This window comes from Hyphomonas beringensis, assembly GCF_000682755.1.
Taxonomy (GTDB): domain Bacteria; phylum Pseudomonadota; class Alphaproteobacteria; order Caulobacterales; family Hyphomonadaceae; genus Hyphomonas; species Hyphomonas beringensis.
Genome location: NZ_AWFF01000026.1, coordinates 57041 through 78775, shown reverse-complemented (window position 1 = coordinate 78775; position 21735 = coordinate 57041). Strand labels below are relative to the sequence as shown.

Here is a 21735-nt window from a genome sequence, read left to right as displayed (position 1 = left end):
TGTCATGATTGAATGCTAACCTGTTCGCCTCTATCGGGCGCAAACTGGCAAAAAGGCTTTGGCTCATGACGCATGCAGAACCGTTTGAACTCGGATGGGAAGAGTGGCTGTCACTGCCGGATCTCGGGCTACCCGCGATCAAGGCAAAGGTGGACACCGGCGCGCGAACCTCTGCGCTACATGCCAGCGTCATTGAGACGTTCGGCCCCCCTGATGCGCCGCAAGTCCGTTTCCTGATCCAGCCAGACCCGTCCGATCCGGGACTGGAGATCACCTGCTCTGCACCTGTCGTCGACCGGCGGGAAGTCACCAGCTCCAATGGCGATACAGAGCTGCGCTATGTGATCCAGACCGATGTACAGATGGGCGAGCGGCGCTGGCCGATCCAGCTGACGCTGACCAATCGCGAGACAATGAGCTATCGCATGCTGTTCGGACGCGGCGCGATCCAGCCAGACATGATCGTCGACGCGAACGCCTCCTTCAGGCAGCCGGAGCTGGGTTTCGGGGCCTATGCCGGCCTGCCAAAGAAGAAACCGGTCAAACGCCCCCTGCGCATTGCCCTGCTGACGCGGGAGCCAAACAATTATTCCAGCCGCCGCCTGATCGAAGCCGCTGAAGCGCGCGGTCATGTGATTGAGGCCATCGATACGGCGCGCTGCTACATGCAGATCGGCACGCTGGACCCGGAAGTCCATTATGATGGCAAGGCCCTGCCCCGCTATGATGCGGTCATCCCGCGTATCGGCGCTGGGATTACAGATTATGGTCTGGCCGTTCTGCGGCAATTCTCAAATACGGGGGCCTTCTGCCTGAATGGAGCAGGCTCCATTGGCCGCTCACGGGACAAATTGCTGGCCCACCAGATGCTGGCCCGTGCCAAGATTGGAATGCCCATCACGGCCTTTGCCCATAGCCCGAAGGACACCAAGGGCCTGATTTCGCTGGCGGGCGGCGCGCCGGTTGTCGTGAAGCTGCTCTCTTCCACGCAGGGCAAAGGCGTTGTGCTGGCCGAGACCCGCAAGGCGGCAGAAAGCCTGGTCGATGCGTTCCGGGGGCTGGAGGCAAACTTCCTCGTGCAGGAATTCGTCGAGGAAGCCGCCGGGGCCGATGTGCGCGCTTTCGTCGTCGGCAACAAGATTGTCGGCTCCATGAAGCGTCAGGCGCAAAAGGGCGAGTTCCGCTCCAACCTCCACCGCGGCGGCACGGCCTCTTCTGTCAAACTGACCAAAGCAGAACGCGATACCGCGCGCGAAGCCGCCCGCGTGCTGGGCCTGAGAGTGGCAGGTGTGGACCTGTTGCAGACCAAGGACGGGCCGAAGGTTCTGGAAGTGAACTCCTCACCCGGTCTGGAAGGCATCGAGACGGCCACAGGCAAGGATATTGCCGGACTGATCATCTCTCATCTGGAAAGTCAGGTGCGTCCACTATCGCGCGTGCGGGAACCTGCCGCGAAAACGCGTCGGCGCGCCCGGCAGCTTAGCGCGAACTGAAGAGCTTTCCCTTTTCCGTCACCAGGACAATGATGAGGGACACGATGCCGAGACACGCAAAGCCAATGATCAGCGGCAGGGTGGAGCCATTATAAAAGCGGCCAATCGTGATGCCGATCAGGCTGGAGACTGTTGTCGTGGCAAAGCCATAGGCTGCCGAAGCGGTACCCGCGATCTTTCCTAGGGGCTCCATCGCCAAAGCTGAGAAGTTCGCGCCCATCAGGCCAAAACAGGCGAACGTCATCGCAAACATGGGGAAGAACCACAGCAGGCTCTCGCCGAACAAGTAGGTAACGAGCGCCAGTGAAACAGACATCAGCGTGAAGAAGATCATCGCAACATGGCTGATCCGGCGCATGCCAATCTTCTCCACCATGCGTGAGTTGAAAAAATTGGCACATGCCAGCGCGCTCGCGACGCCGGCGAACCAGAAGGCGAAGGTTTCTTCCTGCTTGAAAACATCCCGAAAGACCTGCTCGGAAGAGCCGATGAAGGAAAACAGCGCGCCGAAGATCACGCCAGACGCACACATATACCCAAAGGTCGTGCGGTTGCGGATCACCGCCATATAGCTACGCGCAGCGCCGCCCAGATTGAGGGGATTGCGGTTCTCCGGCGCCAGGGTTTCCGGCAGGCGCAGCCATGTCCAAACCAACAAGGCCGAACCGAACACGGCGAGCACGGCAAAAATCCACTCCCAGGGCGCAACGAACAGGATCAGCTGGCCCATGGCAGGCGCGATCATCGGCACGACCATAAAGATCGTCATCACCAGAGACATGAACCCTGCCATGCGGCGGCCAGCATAGAGATCACGCACAACAGAAACAGCCACCAGGCGTGCGCCGGAGGCAAAGACGCCCTGCATGAAACGCACAGCCAGAAGGGCATGGAATTCCCGTATGGTAATGCAAAGCAACGCCATCAGGACATAGCCGATCAGGCCAACAAAGAGCGGGCCGCGCCGACCGAACCGGTCCGAGATCGGGCCCCAGACCAGTTGGGGCGCCCCAAAACCGAGGACATAGGAAAAGACAATCAGCTGCTGACGGTTGGCATCTTCCGGAGAGGTTCCGGTCAAGCCAATGGACTCTGCAATCTGGCTCAGGGCCGGAAGCATGATGTCGATGGCCAGCGCATTGAGCGCCATCAGCCCGGCCACCATGATCACCATTTCCGTACGCCCGGGTACAGGGCGCCCATGGGCCCCGACAATCTTAACGGGCTCTATCGGAACTGGCTCAGTATCTGGCATGCGCCCTGACGACTCTCTTCTATAATCGAACTGAGGAGCCTATCTGGGGCACCCGCCATCAAATGACCAGCCTTGCGCACATAAAAAGCCCCGCCCTTGCGGACGGGGCTGATATGTCATTTTGCAGGTGCTTACTTAGGTTCTGGGCGAAGGATGTTGTTGCCAAGATTGAACAGCACCTGTTCGGCGTCGAAAAACGCTGCATCATCAGGCTTCTCGCCCTTACCCATCAGTATCTCTGCGGACGCCTCATAACTGGTGCGCTCGCGATATTCTGCCGGCCCGCCCCAGTAGGGATCATAATAGCCGAACGGTGAGACATTCCATGAATAGGGATACCGGGACCGCAGGAAGGGGTCACGATAATACGGCGCGTGCGGGCCGTAATAGATATAGTCCAGATAGAAATGGTCGTAGAAAGGCGAGTACGGTCTGCCGCCAACCGGAACCAAGCGGCTCTCGGCATCTGTATCCCGGCGCACGACTCGGAAATAGTCAAAGCCATGCTCGCGCGTCAGTTCGGCGGCGCGATAAAGCAAATAGGTCTCGACCGTCTTGCGGTCAGTCAGGGTGTTACCGGAAAACTGGACCTGGAAGCGGTTTGCCTCGATCTGTTGTTCCGAATAGCCACGATTGGAGTCAGTTGCCGCCTGATAAGGCGTTGCGGTGGCACAAGCCGCCAGAATGGCAAGCGCAGCTGCCCCGGCAAGAGTCTTGAGATTGGGCATGAATCATTACCCTCCGAATATGAGTTCTCTTGTAATGTATGGATGAAGCCACCTGAACACCAGTTGAATTCGCTTCACGATTTGGCGAGCTGACCCATGCAGATTACAGGATACAAAAAGGGCGACCCAACAGGCCGCCCTTTTCAAAGCACTTATTTCGCGGTGGATCAGGCCGCTTTGTACCCGATGACAGCTTTGACTTCGAGGAACTCCTCAAAGCCGTGCTCGCCCCACTCGCGGCCATTGCCGGACTGGCCATAGCCACCGAATGGCGCGGTAAAGTCTGGGCGCGCACCGTTTACCTGGATCTGACCGGCACGAATGCGGTTCGCCACTTTGCGGGCCTCGTCTTCCGGCCCCTGCACATAGCCAGCAAGGCCGTAAACAGTGTCATTGGCCATCTCGACCGCATCATCAATGTCCTCATAGGGGATCATGACAAGCACAGGACCGAAGATTTCTTCCCGCGCGATGGTCATGTCATTGGTGACATTCGCAAACACGGTCGGGCGGGCGAAATAGCCTTTATTGAAACCTTCCGGACGGCCAGGACCGCCAGCAACGAGGGTTGCGCCCTCTTCAATACCCTTCTGGATCAGGTCCTGAACCTTCTGGTACTGATTGGCATTCGAGATCGGGCCAATGGCGCCCGGCTCGGCTTCTGTCGGCATCATGACCTTGATGGATTCTGCCGTGGCCTTTGCGATGGCGATGGCTTCTTCCTGCTGGTCCTTCTGCACGAACATGCGGGACGGCGCGTTACAGGACTGACCGGAATTGGTCATCATCTGCATGACGCCGCCACCGACAGCCTTTTTCAGGTCAGCGGAAGGCAGAACGATGTTCGGGCTCTTGCCGCCAAGCTCCTGGGCCACACGTTTGACCGTAGGGGCCGCGGCCTGGGCCACAAGAACACCGGCGCGCGTGGAGCCTGTGAAGCTCATCATGTCGACATCAGGATGCGCGGACAGGGATGCACCCACGCCCGGGCCGTCACCATTTACAAGGTTGAACACGCCTTTCGGCACGCCAGCCTCATGCATGATCTCGGTCAGGATCATGGCGTCGAGGGGAGCAATTTCGGAAGGCTTCAGAACCATGGTGCAACCCGCGGCAATCGCCGGGGCGACTTTGCAGGCAATCTGGTTGATCGGCCAGTTCCAGGGCGTGATGAAACCGCAAACACCGATGGCTTCTTTACGCAGAAGCGTCGTGCCTTTCAGCTCTTCAAACTCGTATTCCCGCAGGATTGCAGCCGTCGTACCGAAATGGCCCATGCCAGCCGGCACCTGCGCCGCATTGGCGAGCCACATTGGCGCGCCCATTTCATTGGAAACTGCCTCTGCAAGCTCTGGCAGGCGCTTCTTCATGCCTTCCGCGATTTTCTCGAGCAGTTCAGCGCGATATTCCACGCTGGTCTGGGAGAAGGCCGGGAAAGCCGCCTTGGCCGCCGCAACCGCTTTATCAACATCAGCTTGTGAGCCGATTGAGATGACCGCAAAGTTTTCTTCGGTTGCCGGATTCTCGACTTCAAGCGTACGCGGCTCAACAGGGTCTACCCATTCGCCGTTGATATAAAATTTGAGATACTCTTTCATGCTGTTCGGGCCTCCCTATGGTCCATAGTCACTATAGACTATAGGGGCGGCACCGTTCAGCGGCGAGTCCTGACGCAAGGGAATTTCACCTCGCGCCGAAACTCGCCCTATGTTCAACTCGTATGAACATCATCCACGTCAAAGGCAGCAATGGTCGCCAGATTGACGATATCGCCCACAGTCGCGCCGAGAGAAGCGATCTGCACAGGCTTCTCAAGGCCCAGCAGCATCGGGCCGATAACCGTCGCACGGCTCATCGATTCCAGCAGCTTGGTCGAGATCGACGCGGCATGAATGGCCGGCATGACAAGCACGTTTGCCGGGCCTGTCAGGCGGGAGAACGGATAGAGCAGCTTATGACCGGTATTCAGGGCCACATCGGCGTTCATGTCGCCCTCATACTCGAAATCGATATCCTTCATGCCGTCGAGGATCGCGACCGCCTCGCGGACTTTCTCGCCACGCTCGCCCATTGGGTTGCCGAAGGTCGAGTAGGACAGGAAGGCCACACGCGGCGTGAAGCCGAGCGCACGCACGCCGCGCGCTGCTTCGATGGCGATGTTTGCCAGATCCTGGCCCTGGGGCAGCTCCGTCACGCTGGTATCGGCGATGAAGACCGTGCGCCCGCGGTTGATAACCATGGACATACCGATGATTGCCTGACCCGGGATCGGGTCCAGAACCAGAAGCGCGTCATTCAATGCCACGTCATAATTCCGCGTCACGCCGGTGACCATGCCATCGGCATCGCCATTCTTCAGCATGCAGCAGCCGAACACGTTGCGGTCCTGATTGACGAGACGCTGGGCGTCACGCTTCAGATAGCCATCCCGCTGGAGACGGGAATACAACATGTCCGTATAGAGCGGATTGTTGTCTGACAGCCGGGCATTGAGGATTTCAAGCGAGCCAGGCTGAATGCCCATCTGCTCCATGGCGCGCTGCACCTGGGCTTCGCGGCCGATCAGGATCGGATGGCCAAGCCCCTGGTTCTTGAAGCTGAATGCGGCACGCACAACGGCTGGCTCTTCGCCTTCTGCAAACACGATGCGGCGCTGGTTTTCCTTGCAGTGCGCCTGCACGCCCTGAATGAACGCCGCAGCCGGATCAGCCCGGCGGGCCAGCGAGTGGCGATAGGATTCCATGTCCTTGATCGGCTTGCGGGCCACGCCGGTATCCATGGCGGCCTGCGCGACGAAAGGCGGAATAAAACTGATCAGCCGCGGATCAAACGGTGTCGGAATGATATATTCGCGGCCAAAGCTGGGGCGCGCGCCATGATAAGCGGCAGCCACTTCATCCGGCACGTCTTCACGGGCGAGTTCGGCAATGGCGTGGGCCGCCGCAACCTTCATCTCTTCATTGATACTCCGCGCACGGACATCGAGCGCGCCGCGAAAAATGTACGGAAAGCCCAGAACATTGTTGACCTGGTTCGGATAATCCGAGCGGCCTGTCGCGATGATGGCATCATCCCGAACGGATTTGATATCTTCCGGTGTGATCTCAGGATCAGGGTTAGCCATGGCGAAAATGATCGGATCCTTGGCCATGGATTTCACCATATCCTTGGTCACCGCACCTTTGGCTGACAGGCCAAGCAGACAGTCAGCGCCTTCGCAGGCTTCCGCCAGCGTGCGCTTCGATGTCTTTATCGCAAAAGCGGACTTGAACTGGTCCATCTTCTCGGTGCGGCCTTCATAGACCACGCCGGAGGAGTCGCACATCACAATGTTCTCGGCCTTGACGCCGAGGTGCCGGATCAGACCTGCAACCGACAGGCCCGCCGCGCCGGCGCCGGAAACGGCAACCTTCAGGTCTTCCATATTGCGACCTGTGATGTGGCAGGCATTGATCAGGCCTGCAGCGGCAATGATTGCCGTACCATGCTGGTCGTCATGGAAGACGGGGATATCCAGCTCTTCGCGCAGGCGGCTCTCGATAATGAAACAGTCAGGTGAGGAAATATCCTCAAGGTTGATGCCGCCCCAAGTGGAGCCGATATTACGAACCGTGGAAATGAACTCTTCCACATCGGTGGTGTCGACCTCGATGTCGAAGCTATCGATATCAGCAAAGCGCTTGAAGAGAACGGACTTGCCTTCCATCACCGGCTTGGACGCCATCGGCCCAAGGTTCCCAAGACCGAGAATGGCGGTGCCGTTGGAAATCACCGCAACGAGATTGCCTTTCGACGTGTAATCGTAGGCTTTGTCTTCGTCTTCGGAGATCGCCAGAACAGGAATGGCAACACCCGGACTATATGCCAGCGACAGATCCCTCTGGGTGCCCATGGGCTTGGTTGGCGCCATGGAAATTTTGCCCGGGCTGGGCTGAGAGTGAAAATCCAGAGCTTCTTCATCCGTGAAGCTGGGCCGTTTGCTAGTCATATCGCGGGACATCCGTCTGCAAAATTTTGAATTGGCGGGCAAACTAGGCCGGTGCGTACAGCCTGCCAACCGCAAAAGGGGACGAATCTTGCGTATTCCGCAGTTTGTCACGTTATAGCTGGTCTGAGACTTTGCGAATCTCACACACAATCGCTAGCGTCCGGCGTCATGGCCGATACTGCACCCTCTCAGAAACCTGCGTCCGCACCTACCCCCTTCATGGCGCAATACCTGTCCATCAAGGCCAGGCATGAGGACGCCTTGCTGTTTTTCCGCATGGGCGACTTCTACGAGCTGTTCTTTCAGGACGCCGTTCAGGCCGCTGACATCCTTGACATAACCCTCACCGCGCGCGGCGAATATGATGGTAAACCCATCCCTATGGCGGGGGTGCCCTATCATGCCGCGGAAGGCTATCTGGCGCGCCTTATCAAGGCTGGCTGCCGGGTTGCCGTATGCGAACAAACCGAGAGCCCGGCCGAAGCGAAAAAGCGCGGATCAAAGGCCATCGTTAACCGTGACATCGTGCGCATCGTCACCCCCGGCACGCTGACGGAAGACGCCCTGCTGCCTGCCCGTCAGGGCCAGGCCCTGTGCGCCGTCAGCCTGGGCGCAGGCGGCACGGAAGCGGCGATTGCCGTCTGTGATGTTTCAACCGGACGGTTCGATGTCTCTGCCCTGGCCGCAGACGCGCTGGCCGACACGTTGATGGCCTACCCTCTCTCGGAGCTGCTCGTCTCGGAAGGCGACCTCGACAAGCCCGCCGTGGCGAATGCCGTCGCCGCCTCTGCCGCGCCCGTGACATTCCGACCAGCCCGCGCCGCGTCTCACACGTCAGGCCAGACCCTGATGAAGGAAACGTTCGGCGTATCCGCATTGGAAGCATTTGGAGATTTCACCCGCACCGAACTCGCCGCTGTCGGCCTGTTGCTGGACTATGTGAAGCTGACCCAAGCTGGCTCAGACATACGGCTGGACCCGCCCATCCGCGCGCAAGAAAACGGACATCTGGCCATTGATCCGGCAACCCGGACGAGTCTGGAGATTGACCGCTCCATGCGCGGCGAGCGGGATGGGTCTCTACTGGGCACAATCGACAGGACGGTGACCGCGCCGGGCGCGCGGCTGCTATCTGCGCGTCTTTCCCGCCCCTCAGTTGAGCGCGCTGAAATCGAAGCGCGCCTCGATGCAGCGTCCTGGTTTGCTGATGACCGGGACATGGTGGATGCGGTGCGCACCAGCCTGAAGGCAGCACCAGACATTGAGCGCGCACGTACGCGTCTGCGGCTGGGCCGTGGGGGCCCAAGAGATCTGGCCGCCATATCCCGCGCACTCATCGCGTCAGATGAGGCTGCTGCCCTGCTGGGCGGAGATGTCTCGGCCCTACCGCAAAAGATCGCCTTGGCAGCAGAAGCCCTGAACCTTTCCAACAGCCCGGATCTTCGTCAGCTGGCAGATGATCTGGAAACCGCCATTACGGAAAACCCACCCACACTGGCGCGCGAAGGTGGCTTTATCAGCAAGGGCTGGGACAGCGCACTGGATGAAGCGCGCGGACTGCGTGATGATAGCCGCCAGATCATTGCCGGACTGCAAGCGAAATACGCAGAGTTGACCGGCATCAACGCCCTGAAGATCAAGTTCAACAACGTGCTGGGCTATTTTGTGGATGTGCCGGCCCGCCATGGCGACCCTATGATGAAGGCGCCGCTATCGGAGACGTTCATCCATCGCCAGACCCTGGCCAGCAATGTGCGGTTTTCCACACAGGAACTGTCCGAACTGGCTGGCCGCATCTCCCGCGCAGAAGATGAATCGCGGTCTCGTGAAATTGCGATTTTCGATCAATTCTGTGAACGGATAGAAACACTCAGCAGCACACTTGCCCGTACAGCGAACGCGATCGCCGAACTGGATGTGGCCGCCGCCACGGCAGAGTGGGCCTTTGCGGCCGACGCGGTGCGCCCGGTTCTGTCAGATAGCATCGTGTTCGAAGCCGATGGCCTGCGCCACCCGGTTGTTGAGGCGGCGCTCAAGAAAGATGGACAAGGGTTCACTGCCAACAATCTCAGCCTGTCTGCGAACGAAGAGGCCGCCACATGCCTCTTGCTTGTCACCGGCCCGAACATGGCGGGTAAATCGACCTATCTGCGCCAAGCAGCTCTGGCTGTCATTATGGCACAGGCCGGCCTCTTCGTGCCCGCAAGGTCCCTGACCCTTGGCCTGACAGACCGTGTTTTCTCCCGGGTCGGAGCATCGGATGATCTGGCACGGGGCCGCTCGACCTTCATGGTGGAGATGGTGGAAACTGCCGCCATCCTGAATCAGGCCACGGAGCGTAGCTTTGTCATCATGGATGAAGTGGGACGCGGCACCTCCACCTGGGACGGCCTTGCCATTGCCTGGGCTGCGGTGGAGCATTTGCACTCAGTGAACAAGGCGCGCGCCCTGTTCGCCACCCACTATCACGAGCTGACCAAGCTGGTGGATGACTTGCCCGGCGCGGCGAATGCTTCCCTGCGGGCAAAGGAATGGAAAGACGATCTGGTCTTCCTGCATGAAGTACAGTCAGGCCCGGCCGACAAATCCTATGGCGTGCAGGTGGCCCGGCTGGCTGGCCTGCCCAAGAAAGCAGTCAAACGGGCCGCGCAAATCCTCAAACAGCTGGAAGCCGAGCCAAGCGCGCCGGAAAGCCTGCCCCTGTTTGCCGCTGCCGGATTTGCTCCGGCAACTGAAGAAGACGAGACCGACTTCACGCCCTCACCTTCCGAGGCGGACAAATTGCTGCAGCAGGTCGATCCTGACGCCCTGACACCGCGTGAGGCGCTGGACATGCTCTATCGCTTGAAGGCGCTGTCGCAGGATTGATCGCCAGGTTTCAGCCCGAGCTTTTTCAGGGGGCGCCCGATTGCGCCTGATACCATTCCCGCGAGCATCTGCGGCGCCGGGGGAACTCGGCTGAGCGGAGCAGCGAGCCAGTCTCTCAACCAGGCCAACACGACAGATTCTGACTGATAGACAGGCGTGAACATCCAGCTCATGGCCTGAAACAAACGAACATGTCCCCGGCGCATTTTCACATAGGCTGTCAAAGCTGCGCCTGTATCCGAATGGGTCCGCAAGGCGCGCGCCAAGGCATAGGCATCCAGCAAGGCCAGATTGGCCCCCTGCCCCAGCTGCGGACTGGCAGCGTGCCAACTGTCACCAATATGGACGAGACGCTCCCGCACCACAGGCACATGGGTGCGGTGATCATATCGCGCAAAGGTCAGTTGATCATGATAGGTAATCTGCGCCAGCAGACCTTCCGTGTCTGGCCAAAGCGCAGTCGCTTCCTTTTTCCAGTCATCCAGCGGCGCCTTCTTCCAGTCAAGATAAGCATCAGCACGAATGGACCAGAAAAATGTCAGCGTCTGTTTTCCATCCGACGTCAATTGGCCGGAGGGCATGACACCTGCCATCTGCCGTGCCCGCCGATATCTCTGCTCAAGCGCGGCCGCGTCAAACAGGCTCTCATCCGGCCACTCCAGCGTGGCCCACAGGGCACCGAAAGTAAGAGGGCGCCGCGAACGAGAAGACAGAGGGGAGCGCACGCCAAGCGCATCAATCAACAGGTCATATGGCCCTACCGTCTGCCCGGTTCCAATTGTGAGATGTCCCGTTGTAGGAATCGCCGTGATGATGCGCGCGGAGGATACAATCTCAACACCCTCTGCCAAAGCCGTTTCGTACAGCAGGTCAAACAAGGCACAGCGCTGCAGTGATACTCCGCAAAGCCCGTTGCGCAGAGCGGCGTAGCGAACATCCAGAACGGTCCGCTGATTGTCCGCAGAAATACCATGCAGCCTGGTTAGCCGGGATCCGAGAGCCTCGACCCGGTCGCGCAGCCCCATCTCGCCCAAAATGGTCAGACCGGTTTCCTGCAGGATAAACCCGGCCCCAACCGGACGCGGCGTATCGAACTGGTCATAGACGCTAACACTATGCCCATCCCGTGACAGCAGAATGGCCGCCGCCAATCCGCCGATACCGGCCCCGGATATGGCAATATTCAGGGACATGGGAAATCCATCCTGCCCGCAATCAGCCTGCGACTTTCACAGGGTTCCTGTTGCAGACCAGCTGTTTCACGAACTCGACATGGCTGCGCAGGCGGTAAAGATCATCTGTGTAGGACAGTGGAACCTCCACTTGCCCGATCTCGGCCTGCAAACGCTCAAGGTCCTCTAGCACCTTGCCGCGCACGTCCTCCTCTTCGGCAGACCGGCCGCGCCTTTCAAGGTCCCGCAAATCATCATACCAGACATAAATCTTGCGGCGCACACGCCAGCGATAAATCGGCGGGGCCGCGCGAACGAGCGGGAACAACAGGGTCAGAAGCGGAATTGCCAGCACCCAGGCCCGCTCAAGAAAGTTCGCGACATCAAAGGAAAAATATCGGCGCAGGAAGGACGGCCCGTCCTGATAATACCTTCGGGCCTGCTCCGACACGGGAAGGTCTGTGACGTCCGGGTTGGGATAAGCCCCGGCTGGCGCCAGCAACGTTCCTTCGGAGTGAATTTGCGAGGCCGCATCAATCAGAAGGGCTTCGATCGCCGGATGCAGCTTCTTGTTCACGACCAGCTGCGCCACCGGCGCGACAAGTGGAACATCTGTGGACGGGACATCCTCTCCCAAATTCACCACGCCGCGCAGCAACGTGACCGCAGACAGGGCCTGCATGCGCCGGGACAGTGCGGGCGCCCGCTCAAAGGGCAGCAAGCGCACATCCGGGATATCGAGCAGTTTTTCGATATAGGACGCCTGAATAGAGGCGGTAAAAATAGCCGCGTCGAGATCTCCATTAATCAGAGCATCGGCCGCTTCATTGCCGGAAAGGTCCAGAAGAGTCGTTTCCAGCCAATCACCGCCATATTCCGTCTGCAGCTCGGTTGCCAGAATACGGCTGCCGGAGCCCGATCCGCCGATTGAGACACGGCTGCTGCGCAAGGCGCCGAAATTAGTCGCCGGCACATCCTGCCCGACGAAAACCCAGAAAGGTTCAGGAAACAGGCCGCCCAGAGAGCGCAGCTCATCTGCATCTGCCGGCCTTGCCAGGCCGCCCTGAACGAGGCCGACATCCACATCATCGTCTTCAAGCATACGAAGATTGTCGATCGAGCCGGCCGTCTCAACCAGAATGACTTCGACCCCCTGCTCTCCCAGAAGCCTTTGGTAGCGCTCTGCAAATGCATGATACGCCCCGCCCACGGGCCCTGCCGCGAAACGGATTTTCTTGGGCGGTGCCGGATCCATCAGGATCAGCGCAAGCACAACGCCCCCAAGCGCGATCACGACCAGCGGCCAGTAGACTTTCAGGAAATCCCGCAAGCTTGCCATAGATAGCGCCTCCACCCTGCGCGATGCATCTGACGTTCAGCTGTAGGCCGGGTTCGGATCGGGATCAACAAAGTCTCGGGCTTGCCTTGGAATGACCTCATACGGAGCGGGCATGGAACCTATTCCGGCGAAGATAGTTCATCTGTCATCATCGGCACTCAATATAGAGGGCCACATCACGGCAAGGAGACCCTCATGAACACCCCAATCACGATCAGCCGATGCGTGTCTGTCGCGGTGATGGGTCTTCTGGCCGCAGCCGTGTTTGCCATGGTCCTGGCGCCCCAGCCGTCCCTCTACGCAGGCTAAACGCCCCTACGCTTTGTGATAGGGCGTGCCAGCCAGAATGGATACAGCCCTGTAAACCTGTTCTGCCAGCATCGCGCGCACCAGACGGTGAGGCCAGGTCTGTGGGCCAAAAGCCATCGTATCCGGCACCTGTGACCGCACAGCCTCCCCATAGCCTTCCGCGCCGCCAATAAGCATAACCAGATCCGGAATGCCCTGATCGCGCCAAGTGCCGAGCCGGTCTGCAAACTCAGTGGATTTCAGCGAACGGCCAAACTCATCGAGCCGCAGACATTTCGCGCCTGAAGGAATCTTCGCCTGAATGCGTTCCGCCTCAGCATCAAGGCCGCCACCGCTGGCGACTTCGATTTCTTCAATGCCACGAAAGCCGAGCGAGCGGGCAATCGGCGTTGACCGCTTGATATATTCATCCACCAATTCGCGTTCCGGGCCAGACTTCAGCCTGCCCACAACAAGGAAAATCAGGCGCATAGCCTGTTAATTGACGGATGGGGACGTGGAAGGAGTCTGGGAAGCCCAGATCTTTTCCAGATTGTAGAACTCTCGAACTTCCGGGCGGAACAGGTGGATGATCACATCCCCTGTATCGATGAGCACCCAGTCTGCATTCGGCATACCTTCGACGCTGGCCGGTCTGCCGGTCAGGTTTTTCACATCCTGTGAAATATGATCTGCAAGAGCCGCAACATGACGGCCCGAACGGCCGGAAGCGATGATCATGAAATCGGCAAGGGAAGACTTGCCTTCCAGGTCGATGAACAGAATGTCCTCGGCCTTGTCATCCTCAAGTGCCTGGGCGAGTGATTCAGCCACGGCACGGATTTCTTCGAGAGTGGCCGGCTTTGCGGACTGGAGCCGCGGGGCGCTGGAAGTCAGGGTTTCAATTCCTTCTATGGCTTGCCAAGACAAGATAATGGAATCCGAAGCCCCAAACAACCAGCCAATTGCGGGCAAACCCGCAAGTTGCGCATGTTTAAAAGCTTGGCTGGCCTGCCAAGAACGCCCTGTTTGCCAGAATTTCGCCGTATCCTGCTGGCACACAGGCAGATCAAATCACGCTGATGGAGTATAGTTTCATGCAAAAGCGTCTCGCGATTGCCGCCCTTCTTCTGTCCCTGCCCCTGACGGGATGCGCTGTCGCCGCCATTGGAACGGCTGGTGCAGTCGGGCTAACCGCCGCTCAGGAAAAGACCATGGGCGAAGCCGTTGACGACGCCACGGCCTCCAACGAGATCAAGAGCAAGCTGCTGTCTGAAAGCGCCAACAGCTTTGGCGAGGTGGACGTTGAGGTCACTGGCGGCCTCGTATTGCTGTCAGGCCGCGTGAATACGCCCGAAGAGCGCGTAAAGGCCGAAGGCATCGCATGGACGTCCACTCGCACACAGGATGTCGCCAACGAGATCCGCATCGAGCCACCAGGCGGTTTTCTGGCCAATGTCTCCGATGAGATCATCACGGGACGGGTACGTGCCCGCCTGATCGGATCCAGCACCGTCAAAAGCCTGAACTTCAATGTCGAGACCTATGATGGCGTCGTCTATCTGATGGGGATCGCACGCTCTGCAGAAGAGCTGAAACGTGCCGCAGAAGAGGCCAGCGTCGTCGGCGGCGTCAAGCAGGTCGTCTCCTATGTGCGCATTCGCGGAGACAATGTGCGACGTGCTGCACCAACAACACAGATGTCCCCCTCTACCCAAACCACACCTGATGCCTCATATGACACTGGGGCCGATGCTGAACTCATCGGCGCAAGTTATTAAGAGGATCGGGGCCAGCAGCGCAGCGATCCCGCAACAGGAGCGCATGGCATGAGTCTTCGCGTCGCGATCCAGATGGATCCGCTGGAATCTGTGAACATTGACGGCGATACCAGTTTCGCCCTGGCTGAGACAGCTCAGGCACGAGGCATGGAATTGTTCGTCTATGGCCCGCAGGACATGAGCTATGAGGCAGGCAAGGTTACGGCCCGCCTCCGCCCGGCCAAGGTTCAGCGCGTCAAGGATACGCCAGGCCTCTTCGAAGAGGCCGTCACACTGGATCTGGCAAAGGATGTCGATGTCATTCTGATGCGTCAGGATCCGCCTTTCGACATGAGCTACATCACCGCGTGTCACCTGCTAGAGGAAATTTCCGGTGAGACGCTGGTGCTGAATGACCCTGCTGGTGTGCGCTCCAGCCCTGAGAAGATCTTTCCGCTCATGTTTCCAGAGCTGATGCCCCCTACTTTGGTCTCGCGAGACATGGCAGCTATTGAGGCCTTCCGTGCAAAGCACAAGGACATCATCATCAAGCCGCTTTACGGACATGGTGGCGCGGGCGTCTTCCGCCTGAAAGAAGATGATTCCAATTTCGACTCGCTGACAGAGATCTTCCTCACCCGCTCCCGCGAACCTGTCATGGTTCAGGCCTTCCTGCCTGCCGTAAGCGAAGGCGATAAACGAATCATCCTCATTGACGGAGTGGCTGCTGGCGCGCTGAACCGCCGCCCGAAAGATGGACAGATCCGCTCCAACATGGTGGTCGGTGGCACAGCTGAAGCGACAGAGCTCAGCGAGGCTGACAAGAAAATCTGCGAAACCATTGGCCCGGAATTGCGCCGGCGTGGCCTGATGCTGACCGGCATCGACGTGATTGGCGGTCGTCTGACGGAGATCAACGTCACATCCCCCACAGGTGTACAGGCCATCAAAAAATTAAGCGGCATTGATATCACGGAAATTTTCTGGGACGGTGTGCAAGAGAAACTTGCGAGCCGTTAAAGCACGCTGCAAGATCAGGGGATGAATATGAAACTGACGACTGCGCTGGCCCTGATGTCCCTGACTGTTGCAGGGGTTGCCTGTTCAGAGCCGAATCCTCAAAACACTGCCTCCACTACGGCGACTGCCCAGACAGAGGCCGTGCAGGATGAATATACTGGTACGCTGAATTTGAACCTGCCAAGCACGTCAGCTTCTGATCAGGCAGGCGCTGGCACGCTCAATCTGCGGATTGGCCAAAGTGATGACAGCGACCTCATGGTGGGCCGGTCTGGTTTTGGCGGCGGTAACTTTCAGGATGCTCCCCAATTGCAGCTGAACCTGAATGACTCAGCCTCGACGTCAGAGTCGCAAGACCAGGATGATATCATCCGTCTGGACCCCAAGAAGTAACAAACCTCTTCTGTCATTCAGCGCAGACGCACCTCATTAGCTGGCGCGGGTTGTAAGCTTGCACGTCGAAATACCACCAATAGTTGCGCTCGGCCCAAGCTTGAGCCTATAAAGCACGCAAGGGTAGAGGGCTGGGCCCGACTGCACAGCCTGCCTATAGTCTCAGCCCGTGGACACGCCATGGCAAAAAGAAATGAGTCTTCGAGCAGCGAGGCGCGCAAGCCCGGCAGCGCGGATCTTTATACCGGGCGCCAGGTGCGCACAGCGCGTAAACAGAGAGGCCTGACCCAGGAAGGCCTCGCAAGCCAACTCGGCCTCACATTCCAGCAGATCCAGAAATATGAAGCGGGGCATAGCCGCCTTACGGCCGGACGCTTGCGTGAAATTGCCATCGTCCTGCACAAATCCATCGACTTCTTCTATGAGCCAATCGATTTGAGAGCCGAAGAGACTGCCGATGCGGAATTGCGCGCCAAGGTGAAGGAGCTTCAGCACAAGGCGCGCAAGCTGATCGCGGACATGGCCGACCCGGAAGACTTGCAGGCAGCCGTTCACCTGCTGAACGCCATGAAACCTCGCCCGGAAAGAGATGCGCAGGCCTAGCGCTGGCAGGTACTACAGTAAAAACTGGAGCGGCCGGACTGGACAAGACGCTTAATGGGCCCGCCGCACTTCCGACACGCCTGCCCTTCCCGGTCATAGACGGCAAAAGAATGCTGGAAATAGCCGAGTTCACCACTCGTGCTGGCAAAATCCGATATGGAAGAGCCACCCGCATCAATCGCTTCGGCAATCACACCATTGATCGCAGGGGCCAGCCGCGCCGCGCGTTGGCCGGGCACACTCGACGCCATCCGCTTGGGCGATATGCCGGAACGCCACAGCGCTTCACAGACATAGATGTTGCCAAGCCCTGCAATGATCGACTGGTCGAGCAGGGCTGCCTTGATCGGCGTCTTGCGTCCCTGCAGGGCCTCATCCAGATATGCGGCCGAAAACCCATTCGATAGTGGCTCCGGCCCCATGCGCATTAATCTTGGATAGGTCTGGAACGTCTCTGTCGGCCAAAGCTCCATGAAGCCAAAGCGACGCGGATCATTGTAGGTAACCGTTGCACCGTTACTGAGATGAAACACGACATGATCATGCCGGGCATCCGTGCCCGTCTCATGATGGAACTCCCCCAGCTGACTGCCGCCCACCGTAAAGCGCCCCGTCATACCAAGATGCATCACCAGCATTTCCCCTGTGGAGAGGGTCAGCGTCAGGAATTTGGCGCGGCGGCCCATATGGTCTATGCAAACCCCTGTCAGCCGCTCAGCGAAGCGATCCGGAAAGGGAAATCGCAGATCGGCGCGATTCTGGACAAGGCGTTCAATACGCTGCCCTTCCATGACGGGGGCCAGTCCGCGGCGAACTGTCTCTACTTCGGGTAATTCAGGCATCGTTATCGCATATAGTCTATGGCTGATCAGGTAACTATGGTGGCGTGCATGTCCAACGGCAGCAATACTACAGAGCGCAAAGTCTCATTCGGCTTTCAGGAAGTGACGGAATCCGAAAAGGTCGCCCGCGTAAAGGGCGTCTTCCGGTCGGTCGCATCGCGCTATGATTTGATGAATGATCTGATGTCCGCAGGTGTGCACCGCCTGTGGAAGCATGATGCCATGAACCAGATAAACCCTCAGCCTGGCGAGAAGCATCTTGATGTGGCTGGCGGGACCGGTGAACTGGCCCGCGCCTTTTTGGAGCTGGCCGACAAAGCCGGCAAGCGGCGGGGCATTGATACACCAGCAACGGCGATTGTCTGCGACATCAATGATGCGATGCTGGAAGCAGGCAAGGCCCGTAGCGACAATGATAAATGGTCAGGGCGCCTGGACTGGGTCTGCGCGGATGGCCAGAAATTGCCCTATCCGGACCGCACCTTTGACGCCGTGACTGTGTCTTTCGGCATTCGCAATTTTGCAGATCGGGTCGCGGGGCTGAAAGAGTTCCGCAGAGTGCTGAAGCCGGGTGGCCGCCTGGGCGTTCTGGAATTCAGCCACATGACGGCCCCAGCCCTTCAGCAAGCCTATGATACCTACAGTTTCAACGTGATTCCGCGCCTCGGCAGCCTCGTTGCCGGGGATCAGGAGAGCTATCAGTATCTGGTCGAATCCATCCGGCAATTCCCGGATCAGGAAACCTTCCGTCAGGAAATCGAAAACGCGGGATTCTCCCGCGTTTCCGTCACCAATTATTCCGGAGGCATCGCCGCCCTGCATTTTGGCTGGGCGGTCTGATGCCTGAGAGACCTAATTGCCATCAATGGCGATGCCGTTCTCGCTTACAGAGATCGTCACATCAGCCCGGTTTGCCGATGAGTGTTCGGCATAGTAATACGCTCCAAAGGCGATCAGGCCGACCAGTAAGCCTCCTGCCAGAAAATACATCAACCCATTGTTTCCAGACGATTTTACATCGGCCATGACAGCCTCCTTTTGTTATATTTCATCAGTGTGGAAACGCCTTAACCGGTTTCGGGTTCCCAGCCACGAAAAGGGGCAGATATGGGCGTGATTTCCGACTATCGCCGCCTGATGCGGGCTGGCATTGCCCTCGCGCGTCATGATGTGATCCTGCCGGGCGCCTATCAGAGCCGCCTGCCGCTGCCGGCACGCATAGCCGGACGCACGCTGCGCATCTTTGGCGGCGGCGCGAAAGGCCGGCCGGGCGAACGTCTGGCAATTGCCCTGGAAAGGCTCGGGCCCGCTTACATCAAGCTCGGCCAGTTCCTGGCGACGCGGCCAGATGTATTTGGCGCTGAGGTGACAGGGGATCTTGGCCGCCTGAAGGACAAACTCCCCCCCTTCTCCATGAAGGCCGCGCGCGCCTCACTGGTAGAGGAGTTCGGCGCGGAAGACGCTGAGCGGCTGTTCAATCAATTGTCGGACCCGATCGCCGCCGCCTCCATTGCACAGGTCCACCGCATGAGCCTGCCGGATGGCGACCGCGCGGTGAAAATCCTGCGCCCGGGCATCGAAAAACGCCTCAGTGCAGAATTGTCGGCCATGAAGCGCGCTGCCCGCACGATTGAAGGCATCTCCGCCGAGAGCCAGCGCCTGAAGCCTGTTGCCTTCACCGAAACCATCGCCGCGGCCATGATGCGCGAGACCGACCTGCGCCTTGAGGCTGGCGGCGCGGACGAAATGCGCGAGATCAGCCAGAAATCCGGCCATTTCATCGTTCCAAAGGTCGATTGGGACCGGACGGGACGCCGCGTGCTGACCATAGACTGGATCGACGGAACGCCGCTGACAGATCCGGCTGCACTGGACCGGCCCGGCATTGACCGCAAGAAGCTGGCCAATGACATCACGCAAGGCTTCCTGACCCACGCCATTGAGCACGGCGTCTTTCATGCGGACATGCATGAAGGCAACATCATCATCACGCCTGAAAACAAGATTGCACTGGTCGATTTCGGCATCATTGGCCGTATTGGCCTGGTAGAGCGCCGCTTCCTGGCAGAAATCCTGTGGGGCTTCCTGAAGCGCGACTATCGGCGCATCGCCGAAGTACACTTCGAGGCGGGCTATGTGCCTGCGCATCAGTCTGTTGGCGATTTCGCCCAGGCCTTGCGCTCCATTGGGGAACCTGTGCACGGCAAACCGGCCGAAGACGTTTCCATGGGGCGCATCCTGCTGCAGCTGTTCGACTATACGCACACATTTGGCATGTCTCTGCGGCCGGAACTCGTTCTGCTTCAGAAAACCATGGTGCAGGTGGAAGGCGTCGCGCGGGCGATTGACCCGTCCCACAATATCTGGACTGCTTCAGAGCCTGTCGTGGGTGGCTGGATCCGCAAGAGCTTTGGCCCCGAAGGCGCGGCCAAGCTGATATCCGGCAATCTGCGGGAGGTAACAAACCGCCTGAAACGCCTGCCGGAAGTGATGGACCGGTTCGAAGCGTCGCTTGAGCCACCGCCGCCGCCTCCCCCGCCGCCGCGCCGGTTTGCACCTTGGTGGGGCTGGTTCGGCCTGATTGCCATTCTTTCTGGCCTGGCCGTCTGGGCCTTCAAATAAGCCCCATCAGGCCCCAAATCCTGCTGTAAGCCTTGCATTCCTTAACGCAGTGCCGACAATCACAGGGTTTTCATGGGGTAACGGCAAGAAATTTGCGATAAAACAAGCTCAGACCTAGAGCGCGGAAGATGACACAGAAACGTATCCTCCTGATCATATCTGGCGGAATTGCCGCCTATAAGAGCCTGGAGCTGATCCGCGAGCTGGGCCGGCGGGATATTGCCTGCCGGTGTATCCTGACCAAGGCCGGCCAGGAATTCGTGACGCCGCTGTCTGTCTCCGCCTTGTCGGGTGACAAGGTCTACACAGAACTTTTTGACCTGAATGAAGAAGCCGAGATGGGCCATATCGAGCTGTCGCGCTCGGCTGACCTTGTGGTCGTCTGCCCGGCCACAGCTGATTTGATGGGCAAGGCAGCAGCAGGCCTCGCCAATGATCTCGCCTCGACAACCCTGCTGGCAACGGACAAACCGGTTCTGATCGTGCCGGCGATGAATGTCCGCATGTGGCAACATCCCGCCACCCAGCGCAACATCGAGACCCTGCGGGCAGACGGCGTGACCGTGATGGAGCCAGATGAAGGCGCCATGGCCTGCGGCGAGTTCGGCCCAGGCCGGCTGCCTGAGATTCCTGCCATCGTGTCTGAGATCGAGCGTGCCCTGCAGGGTAACAATGCAGGCGCTTTGAAGGGTGTACACGCCCTCGTTACGGCGGGCCCGACCCGTGAGCCTCTGGACCCCGTCCGCTTCCTCTCAAATCATTCCTCCGGCCGTCAGGGCTATGCTATCGCCGACGCGCTGATCAAGCTTGGCGCGAGCGTTACCCTTGTCTCCGGCCCGGTCGCCTTGACGCCTCCAGCGGGCGCCGACTTCGTGCCCGTCGAGACCGCGCGGCAAATGCTGAAGGCCTGCGAAGAGGCTCTGCCGGCGGATGTTTTCATTTCGGTGGCCGCCGTCGCAGACTGGCGTCCGGCGCGCGCAGCAACGAAAAAACTGAAGATCAAGGGCGCAGGCAGCGAACATCCCGCAATGGAGCTGATCGAGAATCCGGACATTCTCAAAACAATTGCCCACAAGCGCAAGAACCGCCCGGATCTGGTGATCGGGTTTGCCGCTGAGACGCATGATGTCGAAGAGCATGCCGAAGCAAAACTCGCCCGCAAGAATTGCGACTGGATCGTCGCCAATGATGTGTCCGGAGATGTCATGGGCGGCGCTGAGAACGAGATCGTCCTGATAATGCGGGACAGGTCTGAACGCTGGCCGCGCATGGGCAAGGAAGATGTCGCCCGCCAGCTGGCCACTCGTATCGCCGTAACCCTTGGCGATGGCGGCGCGGGCGCAAAACTCGCCGCAGAGTAACGA

At 59.0% G+C, this 21735-nt stretch carries 19 protein-coding genes; 9 read left to right on the top strand and 10 right to left on the bottom strand.

Going from position 1 to position 21735, the window contains the following annotated elements; genetic code table 11:
* The first annotated feature begins 65 nt into the window (after nucleotides 1-65).
* Nucleotides 66-1493, top strand: coding sequence for a 30S ribosomal protein S6--L-glutamate ligase (gene rimK / locus HY29_RS04070; protein ID WP_034792730.1), 1428 nt, complete (start codon nucleotides 66-68; stop codon nucleotides 1491-1493).
* On the opposite strand, the gene HY29_RS04065 is transcribed toward rimK, so the two are convergent.
* From HY29_RS04065 to HY29_RS04050, 4 genes are all read right to left on the bottom strand, one after another.
* A complete protein-coding gene (locus HY29_RS04065) occupies nucleotides 1480-2748 on the bottom strand; it encodes a multidrug effflux MFS transporter (protein ID WP_081811216.1) in 1269 nt (422 codons plus the stop codon). The genes rimK and HY29_RS04065 overlap by 14 nt on opposite strands.
* Nucleotides 2749-2879: 131 nt before the next feature.
* The gene (locus HY29_RS04060) at nucleotides 2880-3476 is read right to left on the bottom strand and encodes a CC0125/CC1285 family lipoprotein (RefSeq protein WP_034792727.1); all 597 of its coding nucleotides are present in this window, start codon (nucleotides 3474-3476) and stop codon (nucleotides 2880-2882) included.
* A gap of 167 nt (nucleotides 3477-3643) precedes the next feature.
* Nucleotides 3644-5074 carry an aldehyde dehydrogenase family protein gene (locus HY29_RS04055; protein WP_034792724.1) on the bottom strand — a complete coding sequence of 477 codons (1431 nt, stop codon included), beginning with the start codon at nucleotides 5072-5074 and terminating at the stop codon, nucleotides 3644-3646.
* Nucleotides 5075-5187: 113 nt separating this feature from the next.
* Entirely contained in the window at nucleotides 5188-7464 is a 2277-nt protein-coding gene (locus HY29_RS04050) for an NADP-dependent malic enzyme (protein ID WP_034792879.1), read from the bottom strand.
* Between the two features lie 168 nt (nucleotides 7465-7632).
* Between HY29_RS04050 and mutS the strand changes: the two genes are divergently transcribed.
* Nucleotides 7633-10332 (top strand): DNA mismatch repair protein MutS, encoded by a 2700-nt coding sequence (mutS, locus tag HY29_RS04045; RefSeq protein ID WP_034792720.1) that lies wholly within the window; start codon nucleotides 7633-7635, stop codon nucleotides 10330-10332.
* On the opposite strand, the gene HY29_RS04040 is transcribed toward mutS, so the two are convergent.
* From HY29_RS04040 to rsfS, 4 genes are all read right to left on the bottom strand, one after another.
* Entirely contained in the window at nucleotides 10302-11525 is a 1224-nt protein-coding gene (locus HY29_RS04040; RefSeq protein ID WP_034792717.1) for an FAD-dependent oxidoreductase, read from the bottom strand. The genes mutS and HY29_RS04040 overlap by 31 nt on opposite strands.
* Nucleotides 11526-11547: 22 nt before the next feature.
* Nucleotides 11548-12843, bottom strand: a complete 1296-nt coding sequence (locus HY29_RS04035) for a TAXI family TRAP transporter solute-binding subunit (RefSeq protein ID WP_034792714.1) — start codon at nucleotides 12841-12843, stop codon at nucleotides 11548-11550.
* 315 nt (nucleotides 12844-13158) lie between these two features.
* The gene (locus HY29_RS04030) at nucleotides 13159-13623 is read right to left on the bottom strand and encodes a 23S rRNA (pseudouridine(1915)-N(3))-methyltransferase RlmH (protein WP_034792711.1); all 465 of its coding nucleotides are present in this window, start codon (nucleotides 13621-13623) and stop codon (nucleotides 13159-13161) included.
* A gap of 6 nt (nucleotides 13624-13629) precedes the next feature.
* Entirely contained in the window at nucleotides 13630-13974 is a 345-nt protein-coding gene (gene rsfS / locus HY29_RS04025; RefSeq protein WP_422119918.1) for a ribosome silencing factor, read from the bottom strand.
* Between the two features lie 254 nt (nucleotides 13975-14228).
* Here rsfS and HY29_RS04020 point away from each other — a divergent pair, with 254 nt between their 5' ends.
* The 4 genes from HY29_RS04020 (at nucleotide 14229) to HY29_RS04005 (ending at nucleotide 16907) form a co-directional block, all read left to right on the top strand.
* Nucleotides 14229-14912 (top strand): BON domain-containing protein, encoded by a 684-nt coding sequence (locus HY29_RS04020; RefSeq protein ID WP_034792708.1) that lies wholly within the window; start codon nucleotides 14229-14231, stop codon nucleotides 14910-14912.
* Nucleotides 14913-14960: 48 nt separating this feature from the next.
* Entirely contained in the window at nucleotides 14961-15911 is a 951-nt protein-coding gene (gene gshB / locus HY29_RS04015; RefSeq protein ID WP_034792705.1) for a glutathione synthase, read from the top strand.
* Nucleotides 15912-15938: 27 nt separating this feature from the next.
* A complete protein-coding gene (locus HY29_RS04010; protein WP_155838199.1) occupies nucleotides 15939-16304 on the top strand; it encodes a hypothetical protein in 366 nt (121 codons plus the stop codon).
* 180 nt (nucleotides 16305-16484) lie between these two features.
* Nucleotides 16485-16907, top strand: coding sequence for a helix-turn-helix domain-containing protein (locus HY29_RS04005; protein WP_051601115.1), 423 nt, complete (start codon nucleotides 16485-16487; stop codon nucleotides 16905-16907).
* On the opposite strand, the gene mutM is transcribed toward HY29_RS04005, so the two are convergent.
* Complete coding sequence (gene mutM, locus HY29_RS04000) at nucleotides 16904-17749, bottom strand: bifunctional DNA-formamidopyrimidine glycosylase/DNA-(apurinic or apyrimidinic site) lyase (RefSeq protein ID WP_034792700.1); 846 nt, start codon at nucleotides 17747-17749, stop codon at nucleotides 16904-16906. The two genes, HY29_RS04005 and mutM, sit on opposite strands and share 4 nt — an antisense overlap.
* A 48-nt stretch (nucleotides 17750-17797) precedes the next feature.
* On the opposite strand from mutM, the gene ubiE reads away from it, so the two are divergent.
* On the top strand, nucleotides 17798-18589 hold the full coding sequence (gene ubiE / locus HY29_RS03995; RefSeq protein WP_034792870.1) for a bifunctional demethylmenaquinone methyltransferase/2-methoxy-6-polyprenyl-1,4-benzoquinol methylase UbiE: 792 nt from the start codon (nucleotides 17798-17800) through the stop codon (nucleotides 18587-18589).
* Nucleotides 18590-18601: 12 nt separating this feature from the next.
* Here ubiE and HY29_RS19135 read toward each other — a convergent pair whose 3' ends face one another.
* Nucleotides 18602-18775: a hypothetical protein gene (locus HY29_RS19135; protein ID WP_155838198.1), complete on the bottom strand. Its 174-nt coding sequence runs from the start codon at nucleotides 18773-18775 to the stop codon at nucleotides 18602-18604.
* 81 nt (nucleotides 18776-18856) lie between these two features.
* On the opposite strand from HY29_RS19135, the gene ubiB reads away from it, so the two are divergent.
* Nucleotides 18857-20371: a 2-polyprenylphenol 6-hydroxylase gene (ubiB, locus tag HY29_RS03990; protein ID WP_034792698.1), complete on the top strand. Its 1515-nt coding sequence runs from the start codon at nucleotides 18857-18859 to the stop codon at nucleotides 20369-20371.
* A 128-nt stretch (nucleotides 20372-20499) separates the two neighbouring features.
* Entirely contained in the window at nucleotides 20500-21732 is a 1233-nt protein-coding gene (coaBC, locus tag HY29_RS03985) for a bifunctional phosphopantothenoylcysteine decarboxylase/phosphopantothenate--cysteine ligase CoaBC (protein WP_034792695.1), read from the top strand.
* Nucleotides 21733-21735 lie beyond the last annotated feature (3 nt).

Coding starts and splice junctions, on each gene's coding strand:
- rimK (WP_034792730.1), top strand. CDS start 66: ATGACGCATGCAGAACCGTTTGAACTCGGATGGGAAGAGTGGCTGTCA.
- HY29_RS04065 (WP_081811216.1), bottom strand. CDS start 2,748: ATGCCAGATACTGAGCCAGTTCCGATAGAGCCCGTTAAGATTGTCGGG.
- HY29_RS04060 (WP_034792727.1), bottom strand. CDS start 3,476: ATGCCCAATCTCAAGACTCTTGCCGGGGCAGCTGCGCTTGCCATTCTG.
- HY29_RS04055 (WP_034792724.1), bottom strand. CDS start 5,074: ATGAAAGAGTATCTCAAATTTTATATCAACGGCGAATGGGTAGACCCT.
- HY29_RS04050 (WP_034792879.1), bottom strand. CDS start 7,464: ATGACTAGCAAACGGCCCAGCTTCACGGATGAAGAAGCTCTGGATTTT.
- mutS (WP_034792720.1), top strand. CDS start 7,633: ATGGCCGATACTGCACCCTCTCAGAAACCTGCGTCCGCACCTACCCCC.
- HY29_RS04040 (WP_034792717.1), bottom strand. CDS start 11,525: ATGTCCCTGAATATTGCCATATCCGGGGCCGGTATCGGCGGATTGGCG.
- HY29_RS04035 (WP_034792714.1), bottom strand. CDS start 12,843: ATGGCAAGCTTGCGGGATTTCCTGAAAGTCTACTGGCCGCTGGTCGTG.
- HY29_RS04030 (WP_034792711.1), bottom strand. CDS start 13,623: ATGCGCCTGATTTTCCTTGTTGTGGGCAGGCTGAAGTCTGGCCCGGAA.
- HY29_RS04020 (WP_034792708.1), top strand. CDS start 14,229: ATGCAAAAGCGTCTCGCGATTGCCGCCCTTCTTCTGTCCCTGCCCCTG.
- gshB (WP_034792705.1), top strand. CDS start 14,961: ATGAGTCTTCGCGTCGCGATCCAGATGGATCCGCTGGAATCTGTGAAC.
- HY29_RS04010 (WP_155838199.1), top strand. CDS start 15,939: ATGAAACTGACGACTGCGCTGGCCCTGATGTCCCTGACTGTTGCAGGG.
- HY29_RS04005 (WP_051601115.1), top strand. CDS start 16,485: ATGGCAAAAAGAAATGAGTCTTCGAGCAGCGAGGCGCGCAAGCCCGGC.
- mutM (WP_034792700.1), bottom strand. CDS start 17,749: ATGCCTGAATTACCCGAAGTAGAGACAGTTCGCCGCGGACTGGCCCCC.
- ubiE (WP_034792870.1), top strand. CDS start 17,798: ATGTCCAACGGCAGCAATACTACAGAGCGCAAAGTCTCATTCGGCTTT.
- HY29_RS19135 (WP_155838198.1), bottom strand. CDS start 18,775: ATGGCCGATGTAAAATCGTCTGGAAACAATGGGTTGATGTATTTTCTG.
- ubiB (WP_034792698.1), top strand. CDS start 18,857: ATGGGCGTGATTTCCGACTATCGCCGCCTGATGCGGGCTGGCATTGCC.
- coaBC (WP_034792695.1), top strand. CDS start 20,500: ATGACACAGAAACGTATCCTCCTGATCATATCTGGCGGAATTGCCGCC.